This window comes from Streptomyces sp. NPDC046303 (assembly GCF_055588085.1).
In genome coordinates this window covers 1-8,877 of the sequence record NZ_JBVJFA010000073.1, presented here as the reverse complement: position 1 = coordinate 8,877, position 8,877 = coordinate 1, and the positions used below count along the sequence as shown (strand labels likewise).

Annotated in this window: 10 protein-coding genes and 1 pseudogene; 2 read left to right on the top strand and 9 right to left on the bottom strand. The window is 69.5% G+C overall.

The window, feature by feature from the left end; translation table 11 throughout:
• The 9 genes and pseudogenes from ACZ6I1_RS34655 to ACZ6I1_RS34615 all read right to left on the bottom strand — a co-directional run.
• Positions 1-720 (bottom strand): annotated as a pseudogene (locus tag ACZ6I1_RS34655) (ATP-binding protein); the annotation flags it as partial.
• A 1-nt stretch (position 721) separates the two neighbouring features.
• Positions 722-1,606, bottom strand: coding sequence for a bifunctional DNA primase/polymerase (locus ACZ6I1_RS34650; RefSeq protein ID WP_469293073.1), 885 nt, complete (start codon positions 1,604-1,606; stop codon positions 722-724).
• A 292-nt stretch (positions 1,607-1,898) separates the two neighbouring features.
• A complete protein-coding gene (locus tag ACZ6I1_RS34645; protein ID WP_469293071.1) occupies positions 1,899-4,019 on the bottom strand; it encodes an ATP-binding protein in 2,121 nt (706 codons plus the stop codon).
• 87 nt (positions 4,020-4,106) lie between these two features.
• Positions 4,107-4,337, bottom strand: coding sequence for a DUF6257 family protein (locus ACZ6I1_RS34640; protein ID WP_469293069.1), 231 nt, complete (start codon positions 4,335-4,337; stop codon positions 4,107-4,109).
• A gap of 72 nt (positions 4,338-4,409) precedes the next feature.
• Positions 4,410-4,616 (bottom strand): hypothetical protein, encoded by a 207-nt coding sequence (locus ACZ6I1_RS34635; protein ID WP_469293067.1) that lies wholly within the window; start codon positions 4,614-4,616, stop codon positions 4,410-4,412.
• A gap of 84 nt (positions 4,617-4,700) precedes the next feature.
• On the bottom strand, positions 4,701-5,081 hold the full coding sequence (locus ACZ6I1_RS34630) for a DUF6251 family protein (RefSeq protein ID WP_469293065.1): 381 nt from the start codon (positions 5,079-5,081) through the stop codon (positions 4,701-4,703).
• Entirely contained in the window at positions 5,078-5,422 is a 345-nt protein-coding gene (locus ACZ6I1_RS34625; protein WP_469293063.1) for an RRQRL motif-containing zinc-binding protein, read from the bottom strand. Before ACZ6I1_RS34625 ends, ACZ6I1_RS34630 begins: the two co-directional genes overlap by 4 nt.
• Complete coding sequence (locus ACZ6I1_RS34620; protein WP_469293061.1) at positions 5,422-6,564, bottom strand: conjugal transfer protein; 1,143 nt, start codon at positions 6,562-6,564, stop codon at positions 5,422-5,424. Before ACZ6I1_RS34620 ends, ACZ6I1_RS34625 begins: the two co-directional genes overlap by 1 nt.
• Positions 6,561-6,824: a DUF6284 family protein gene (locus ACZ6I1_RS34615; protein ID WP_469293059.1), complete on the bottom strand. Its 264-nt coding sequence runs from the start codon at positions 6,822-6,824 to the stop codon at positions 6,561-6,563. Before ACZ6I1_RS34615 ends, ACZ6I1_RS34620 begins: the two co-directional genes overlap by 4 nt.
• Before the next feature lie 474 nt (positions 6,825-7,298).
• On the opposite strand from ACZ6I1_RS34615, the gene ACZ6I1_RS34610 reads away from it, so the two are divergent.
• Both ACZ6I1_RS34610 and ACZ6I1_RS34605 read left to right on the top strand, forming a co-directional pair.
• Complete coding sequence (locus ACZ6I1_RS34610; RefSeq protein WP_469293057.1) at positions 7,299-8,057, top strand: GntR family transcriptional regulator; 759 nt, start codon at positions 7,299-7,301, stop codon at positions 8,055-8,057.
• Positions 8,054-8,590, top strand: a complete 537-nt coding sequence (locus ACZ6I1_RS34605) for a P-loop nucleotide/nucleoside kinase family protein (protein ID WP_469293055.1) — start codon at positions 8,054-8,056, stop codon at positions 8,588-8,590. The genes ACZ6I1_RS34610 and ACZ6I1_RS34605 overlap by 4 nt, the downstream gene beginning before the upstream one ends.
• Positions 8,591-8,877 lie beyond the last annotated feature (287 nt).

Sequence of the window (8,877 nt, the reverse complement as noted above, 5' to 3'; positions counted from 1 at the left end):
GGTGATCCATCCGGCGGCAACGGCGGTGATCAGGTTCTCTTCGTCCTTGGGCGGGCGGCGCAGGTCGCCGCTCATGCCCTCGATGATGCGGACGAGCATCTTGCCGGCGGTGGACTTGCCCGCGCCCTGGGGGCCGGTGAGGAACGGGGCCGGGACGGGCACGTCGGGGCCGAGGCAGCCGACGAGCCAGGCCAGGGCCAGGCCCTCGCTCTGGGCGCTGGAAAAGTTGACCAGGCGCATCAGCAGGTCGATTCCCTTGCCGTCGGTGTCCTTGACCGGGAGGGGGAGTTCGCCGGTGAGCTGGGTGCGCCGCCAGCACACCTCGCGTGGGTCGGGGGTGAGGATGTCCCAGCCGTTGGGGTGGATGCGGACGGACTGGCCGTCGTCGCGGCCCAGGTCCAACCACGTCGCCCCGTCGAATCCCGGAGCTACGCGGATGTGGACGGGCTGGACGTCCTCGGTGAGCGCGAGTGCTTCGATCAAGTCGAGCGCCTCCTTCAAGGCGGTTCCGTTGAAAACGCCGACCCCGTCACGGAACAGGCCGACCATGAGTTCCTGCCGGTGGCTTCCGGTCGTTCCCTGAGAGCGGATCGGGCGTGCCACAGGGTGGCCGTTGCGCTGGGCGTAGACGGTGCCGTCGACGGTGCGGAAGTACCGGAAATGCTGCTGGGCGTAGTCGGTGATGACCTCGCGTGCCGGGTTCTTCTCGTCCTCAGGCATGTCACATCCCCAGAGCAGCAGCGGCGTTGGACCACGCGTCCTCGCAGTGCCGCAAGGACTCGCCCTTGCCCTGCGCGACGGTGAACAGGCGGTCGATGTGGGCCTCGGTGAGGCAGCCGCACCGGCCGTGAACGGACAGCACCGCAAGGAACATCCGGTACACGGTCCGGTGGATGCCGTCCGCGGCCGCCTCGATCCGCTGCTCCGCCATGGCGACCCCGCGTTCCAGATAGGCGGGCGAGCGGTGAGGGCACCGCCCGCCCCCGGGCAGCGCCGGAACGGTGATGGGGCTCGACGCCGGCCGAGTCGCGGTGGGCTCTTTCAGGGCGAGGGCGCGCACGACGTCCGGGAGCGGCGCCATGGTGCCGGTGCCTGGGCCGAGCCAGCGGGCGTACGACATCGTGGACTTGATGTCCACGCCAGGGCGTACGGCGTTGGGTGAGGCCATGGTTCCGAGGTAGATCCAGTGCTGCCCGCGCGTGGTCGCCACGGTCCTGGTCCCCGGGAGATTCCGCCGGGCCCATGCGACCGCGTCCGGGTTGTCGAGGTCGACGACGGTGAACCCGGCGCCGCCGGGGTGGTAGGCCACGGCTTCGGCCTGCCGCCAGGCCGGGGTCCAGGCCGGGGAGGTGAGAATGTTCGGGTCGGTGGTGGCGGCGGCCCACGCGTGGCAGGGCGCCGGACACGCGCAGGGGCCGGGGGTCTTCATGTTCGGCCGGCCACCGCAGACGTTCTTCTGGCAGGCGCGGCAGTTGCCCATGGGGCCCTTGCCTGCCCGCAGCGGCAGGACGGGCAAGCCCTCTTCGGCGAGCCGCAGCGCGGTGTGGAGGGTGGCGGGTAAGGCCACGGCGCCGCGGTCTCGCGGGATGTCGGTCGGGTGGGTCATGCTGGTCTCTCCAGTTCTTGAGTGTGCTGGATGAGAGCGGCCCCAGTCATTGGCGTGAGGGGGCCGCTCTCGGCATGTCGATGGGTGAAGCGGAATCCCTGACGGTCGAGGGTCAGGGAGGGGAGGGCACCCCCTGCCGGGGCGCGCGTGGAGGGGCTTTCGGGGCTCTGACCTGCAGCGCCTCCCTGCCTCCCTGACAGATAATTTCCGCAGGTCAGATCCAGGGAGATAGCTCAGGGAGGGGCTCAGGGAGTTCTCCCTGCCTCCCTTGGCCGGGAGGGTGCGGCTCCCGCTACTCGGCGGCGGAAGTGGAACCGGTGTCGGGGCGGTTGGCGAGGTGGCGGGCGATGCGTTCGCGGCCGATGACCATGCGGCCGTCGGACTTGTACGGTTCGGCTCCGGTGCCGTCGAGTACGCGCTTGAGGTCGATGAACGACCACCCGCCGTACGCGTCCTCATTCAGTGCGGCCAGCCGCTTGAGGACGTCCTGCGTCAGCACGCGTGCACTGTCGCCGAGCACGGTCAGGATGTCCGCGAGCGGGTCGATCTGCTCCACGGGCGTGATGGTGGAGCGGGTGGTGATGCCGGTCCGCAGGGCCTTGGCGCGGTCGGCGATGAGGGCGGCGGTGTCGGTGTCGATGTAGTGGGTGCGGACGGTGATGGATGCCTGCCCGGCCGGGATGGTGATGCCGTCGGAGGCGACGACGACGGTTCCCTTGTCGAGGCCCTGGCGGAGCAGGTGTGGGGCGGCGCCGCCGTCGACGGCCTTGTCTCCCAGGGCCATGCGGGCCTGGGATTCGGTGCCGAGGGTGAGGGATACGCGGGTGTGGGCGCCTTCGCGGACCAGCTTGGGAAGGTTCTGGTCGGTGGGGTCCTGGGTGCCCTCCCACAGGAGCACGTCCACGGCACGTCCCTGGTTGTGGATTTTCCGGGCGGCCATGAAGTAGCGGGAGGTGGCCTTGGATCCGCCGTAGGGGCGCTTGTCGTCGCCGATGGCCGGGCACATGAACGCGACCTGTGCCTCATCCACGATCAGGACCAGCGGCGGGAAGAGGGTGCCGGGCGGGGCCTGGATGCGGCGTTCCATCTCCGCGACTCCGGCCTCGAGCATCTCGGTCGCGTCGATGACGTGCTCGTCCGTCGGGCCCTGGATCAGGGTGGTCGCGAGCCCGTCGAACATGCCCCAGTCGCCGACGCCCTTGAGGTCGGCGATCCGGAACTCGACCGTCTTGTCCAGGGCCAGCCACAGGGCCAGCGCGCGCAGAGCGGCGGTCTTGCCCTGGTTGGAGAGGCCGGTGATCAGCAGCATGCGCTGATACAGGCTGATCAGGGCGCCGTCGCCGCGCAGGTCCTGACCCCAGGGGGCCTTGCCCGTTTTGTAGTTCGCGGTCATCGTCTCGTCGGTCACCAGCGGGGACGGGCCGATCGGCTCGTCCAGGGCGCCGGAATCGGCGATCCACAGCCGCACGGTGCGGGCGGCTGTGGGGAGGGTGATGAACACTTCGTGCTCGTGCCGGGCGAGGTTCTCGGCGAGCTTCCTGCGCCGCCCCTGCACCTCAGCAGTGGAGACACCCGAGGGCAGGGTGACATCGACTTCCACACCGCATCCGGCGATCCGGATCGGCCCGAGCATCGCGGCCCCGGCGTCGCCCATCTCCTTGATGGCGCTCCGCAGGGGTGCAATGCCGAGATCGCGCAGGGCGGTGACGACGATGGAGGGGGTGATGGGTGCTCCGGCGTCGTCGCGTTGCTGGGCGGGGAGCGTCCACTGGGGTGCGGTCTGCTGGTGCCGGCCGACTCCCCACAGGGCGAGCAAGGCCAGCCATGGGCCGATCGTGACGGCCGGGCCCCACACCACTGTGCCCACGTAGACGATCCAGCTGATCGCGTCGATCACGAAGGCGAGCGGGCCGACTACGTCGGTGATGTCCTCATTCGCTATGGCCAGCACGATCCCCAGCAGGAGCAGACTGCCGATCGCGAGGCCGCTGCCGTAGGCGGCGCTTTTGACGGCATCCTGCGGGGCTTTGAGGAGGTCCATGCGCCGGTGGTGACGGGCCGCGCGGAAGCGGGTGAGCCGGTCCTCCCACTCCTTGGCTTCCTCGAAGTTCCCCGCGGCTTCGGCGGCCCGGATCATCCGCTCGTAGCGGGAGCCGGTCCGCCCGTCCCACGTCCGCTTGGCCGTGATCCTGGTGCCGCCCACCACGTACATGCCGTGCCGGGCTACCAGCCGTACCGCGGTACGGGTCCGCTCGTCAGTCACGGCCGCCCGGATGGCCCGGCCGGAACGCTTCCACACCCGCACCGCACGACCCCGAGCGGGGGCGGGTGCCGCGGGCGCGGCCGTGTCGCCGGGGAGTGTGTAGGTGCCGGTGCTGGGGTCTTTGAACAGGGGGACGACGTTGTCGGTCATGCTGGGAACTCCTGCTCTCGCTGACTGGCGGGGTGGGGCCCGGGGGCGGCCTGATTCCTTGGCCGGGACGGCCGCCCCGGGGCACAGCTACTTGCGCGCGTTCCTGGCCCGCTCTTTGCGGGCGGCCTTCTCGGCCTCGGCCGCATCCGCGGCCTGCTGCTGTTCGCGTTCGCGGGCGCCGTCGATGATCCGCTCGACCTTGCGTTCCAGGTCGCCCTGGTAGACGGTCTGGCTGGCGATTCCGCGCTTGGCCATCCGGGCGGTGTACCAGGCGATCTTGGCTGTCTCGCCTGCGGTGAACTTCGGATCCTTCGCCATGACGCTCCCTCCGAGCCGGACTGTCCAGCTCCCCTCACCACCCGCACCGAGCGCGGGTGGATCGGGCAGCCGTCAGCGTCGGCGGCCGCGGAAGACCTTTCCGAGGTCGGCGAGGGTGGCGGGCTTGGTGAAGTCCATGTCGGGGTGGCGGTAGGCCATGTGCGCTTTGCGGTCCTGCTCGGCCTTCGCGCGGCTGTTGTGGACGCGGCCGGTGGCTCCGCAGCTGCACTTGTAGTTCCAGCCGGTGGCGCCCTTGGATGCCTGAATGTGCGATGCCACGGTGATCTCCCCTGTCACAGGGGCCGGGACTGTCCCAGCTCCCCTCACCACCCACCCGCGTGAGGTGGGTGGATCGGGCAGCCGTCAGCCCAGCCGACCGCGGCGGGCCTTGCGCACGTTCTTCACGGCCGCCGCTCCCTGCGGGCTGCCGACCGACTTCACAACCGTGTGGACACCCCAGCCCAGGACCAGGGCGAGGAAGGCGAGGAAGGCGATGTTCGCGGCGATCGCGGTGAGCACGCCGACCAGCAGCGGGCCGAAGTACACACCGGCCACGACCACGCCGGCCCCGACACCGGAACCGAGCGCCAGGCGCTGAATGGTCTTGTCCGGGGCGGCCTGGTGGATGTGCTGGTGCACGACCTGCGGGCCCTGGTAGGCGGCGGGCAGGGATGCGGAGTCGGCGTAGACGTGGGTGCCGTCCGGAAGCTGGACGACGCGGGCGGGTTCGGGGAGGTGATTCACGGACGTATCCCGTCAGGAGGAGTCGGGTAGGCGCAGGGCACGCACGTGCCGAGCGAGGCCGGGATGACGTATCCGGCATCCCTCTGGCAGGCGGGGCAGGTACGGCGGGCGGTATTGGCCCGGTCCAGAGCGGCCTGCCGCGCGGGGGTCATGGGTCGGACGGGCTTGGCTCGGTCGACGCGGTACAGGAACGCGGTCAGCGCCCCGCGCCGGTACCGCGGGCGTTCTATCTGAGCGACGACGTCCTGTCCGCCGGGCCGTAGCCCGGCGGCCCGTAACTGCCGGCGTGTGGCGAGCCCATCGGGGGCAAGGCGCCAGGGGTAGACGGGCAAGGTGGTCATCAGCTCACCGCCGCAGCTGCGTCACGTTCCCGCTCTGCCTTGAGCGTCTCGCGCAGCCAGCGGGCATTGGCCGGGGAGGTACGCAGGGCCTTACGGATCCGGTCCCCGGTCACGTGCTCGATCGGCCACGCTTCGGTCAGCTGCCGGGCCTCGGCAAGTAGCTCCTCCCGGGTCCGGCGCGGCACGCTGGTCCGGGCGATGTCCGGCACCCGGCCGGTGGCCCGACGCCGCACCGGCTGCTCGGCAGCAACGGCCCGCACCGTCGCCCGATCGGCGACGGGCAGAGGAGCAGCAGGGGACGGGGTGGCCTCTTCTGCCTGGTTCGGATCGGGGGCGATCGAACCGGCCTCCAAAGCCTGCCGTCCCTGCTCAGGGGTAGACCGATCTGTGCCGTTCTGCGCCGATACTTCCGCATGGGTGGGGTGAATCGGTCGGGGCGATCGATCGACCTCCAGCTCCACCACCGGCAGGGGCGGGGCAGCGGGAAGCGCCGGGGTGATCGCCCCGCCGAACATCGCGGCGAGGGCGGCATCGGCTCCAGCGGTGACCCGGTCCCGCTGAACGTCCAGCAGACGATCGCCCAGAGCGAGGTCACCAGCGCCCACCTTCCGGGCCAGCTTCCACGCCGCCAACTCCGACTTGCGGCGGACCTTCTCATCGGGGTGGCTCGCAGCCATCGCCTGCCGGTAGGCCAGCGCCTGGACGACCTCGGCGGCCCGACGTTCGGCATCGGCGTCGCGGCCATCGCGGTGGACCACGATCCGCCGGGCCAGAAACGCCGCACCCTCGGCGGCCGTGGTCATGCCCATGGGAGTCAGCGCGTAGATGACGGTCTCACCGGGGCCGGTCGCGGCCATGGCGGACATGACCGAGGCGGCGGCGGGAAGCGCCCACAGCCCCGCCCGGATCGCCAACGGCGAGGACTGGCCCAGCATCGTCAGCCCGAGCAGCACCAACGCCAGCACCGCGGTCGCACCCTCACCGGCCGCGACCGCACCCAGCGCCGTACCAGCACCGTAGGCGGCGGAGATGTTGGAGTAGGTACCGAAACCGCCGGCCACTCCGGTGGCGACCATCGGCACGAACGCCGCAGTCAGCACCACCCTCTGGGCCCGACTCAAGGGCTGGCCGGTGGTGTTCATGCGGCGCCACCCGGGGCCCGCTCCGTCGCGGCGGCGACCGTGCGCCGGGCCTCCAGCAGCCGGTGCACCGCCCGGCGGAACCGGCGCTCATCGAACTCGTTCGGCGCCCGGTCCATCAAGGCGATCCGAACGTCCAGCAACTCGACCTCGGCACGGATGACCGGCATCTGCGCCTCGATCACATCCAGCTCCGCGTCCGTCGGCTCAAGGCCGTCGGACCACGGGGTAACACGGTTCTGAAGTGCAGCGATGGTCTTCACGGGTCTTGCTCCTTCGGTAGAGGAACGGGACCCAACAGCAGCCCCCGGCGTCCTACCGCCGGGGGCTGCACTGCGTTGGGGGTGAAGCAGGAGATTCCGGCTCCCCTCAACCCCGCCCGTACGACGCCGAAGCGACGGACGGGCGAAGGAGGCAACCGGCCGCGCCACGTGCGGCGCGGGAGGTTGAGCAGTACGCATGTCTCCTTCAGGTCTGAGACCTGGCGTAGGCGTATGGAGACGTGACCTTTCGGTCTAAGCCCTCCGGTTAATGACCAGGCGCCGGGTTCACCTCGGCCCGCTCTGTCCCGGGCCCCTTGACCTCAAACAGCCCATGACTACGGGCGCATTGAAGTCCCGCCCCCTCCGTCCGGCGAACCGCCCGGCGGGGACATCCCTAAGGTTCCCTAGGGTTCCCTGCGGTGTCAAGCGGTAAGCTAGGGAACCCCAGGGAAGTCGTCGCGAGGAGCGGACAACATGGCAGGCCAGGCCGACAATCGGGCGCCTTACGCAAGGATTGCCGCCCACTACTCGGAGCTGATCACGTCCGGTCAGCTACAGCCCGGGACCCTCATGCCGAGCATCAAGAACCTGTCGGAAGAGTGGAAAGTGAGCACCGCGACGGCGGAGAAGGCGTTGCGCAAGCTGCGCAACGAGGGGCTCGTCCGTGGCATCCACGGCATTGGGACCGAGGTGCTCGACCAGCAAGCCCCCATGTCGTCCGGGTCCCAGCGGCAGGATCGGGGACGCCGCACCGGGTCTAGCTGGGGAGCAGGCGAGCGGTCCGACTCCCACGAGGCGGCCGTGGTACCCGCACCCGAAGACGTGGCGCAAGCTCTGGACATCCAGCCTGGCTCAGACGTGGTTCGCCGTAGCCGCGTATACCGGGACCGACACGGCATCGTCGCTCACAGCACGTCGTGGATTCCAGCTCGGTACGGGAAGCTGATCCCCCAGCTTGCAGAGAGTGCGCGACTGACGGGGGGCACGTCGCTTCAGCTCATTGCCCAGGCGACTGGCCACCCGATCAGCCACCGGATCGACACCGCTTCAGCCCGCCCACTGACGCGGGAGTACGCACAGCTCTTGGAGCTGGACCCCGACAATCCGCCGACGGACCCGGTGGTGGTGATGACGGCCAAGTTCGTGGATAGCGAGGGCAACATCGTTGAGTACGGCGTCGACCTCGGGGGCCCGGGTCGCACATGGCGAACGGAATCGGAGGTGACCGCGTGACGGTCTGCGTCCTGATGGCCGGCCTTCCCGGCTCTGGCAAGACGACCCTCTCCCGCACTCTCACCGCTCGCGGCTTCGTGCGGATATGTCCGGACGAAGAGATGTTCCGTCGGCACGGCGTCTACGGAGTGGACTTCCCGCGGGGGCTTTTCCCTACCCTTGAGCGCCCCATCCTCGAAGACGTGGCCGCCGATCTGCGGACGCAGCTGAAAGCCGGACAAGATGTCGTGATGGATCACGGCTTCTGGACTCCAGAAGACCGGGCGAAGTGGCGTGCTATCGCTGCGGAAGCGGGCGCAACGCCCGTCCTCGTCTACCTTGCCGCCAGCCATGACGAACTATGGGCGAGGATCAGCAAACGCAACGAGTTCCACGCCAGCGATCCCAACTCGATCTACTTCTCCGAAAGCGACCTACAGCGGTACCGCACGCGGTTCGTTCCCCCAGCAGCAGACGAACCACATGTGCTGTACGACGGTGATCCGGCAGCTGTGATCGCCGCTCTGGAGAGCGGGTCTGTTCGCGACGCTTGAGTGACTAACTGGGTGACAACCCGGGGGCACAACGCCGGACGTCCACGGACGCTCACAGCCTTGCCCCCCAGGTCAGCACCGTAGAATGGGCAGCTCGCCCGTCGACCCGGAATGCTTCGGGACGAAGAGGTCGTGGGTTCAAATCCCGCCACCCCGACTTCGTAAGACCAGGTCAAGGGCCTGATCCGCATCGGCGGTTTCTAGCGGTCGTTGCAACACGTGGTCGGTTGTTTAGGCCGCGAGGAGTTTATGCAGGCGCTCGGCTGGGGTTTCCCAGCCGAGCGTTT

Bases quoted from the DNA above. Each gene is read 5' to 3' on its own strand.
- ACZ6I1_RS34620 (WP_469293061.1), bottom strand. From the start codon at position 6,564: ATGAACACCACCGGCCAGCCCTTGAGTCGGGCCCAGAGGGTGGTGCTG.
- ACZ6I1_RS34610 (WP_469293057.1), top strand. From the start codon at position 7,299: ATGGCAGGCCAGGCCGACAATCGGGCGCCTTACGCAAGGATTGCCGCC.
- ACZ6I1_RS34650 (WP_469293073.1), bottom strand. From the start codon at position 1,606: ATGACCCACCCGACCGACATCCCGCGAGACCGCGGCGCCGTGGCCTTA.
- ACZ6I1_RS34640 (WP_469293069.1), bottom strand. From the start codon at position 4,337: ATGGCGAAGGATCCGAAGTTCACCGCAGGCGAGACAGCCAAGATCGCC.
- ACZ6I1_RS34645 (WP_469293071.1), bottom strand. From the start codon at position 4,019: ATGACCGACAACGTCGTCCCCCTGTTCAAAGACCCCAGCACCGGCACC.
- ACZ6I1_RS34625 (WP_469293063.1), bottom strand. From the start codon at position 5,422: ATGACCACCTTGCCCGTCTACCCCTGGCGCCTTGCCCCCGATGGGCTC.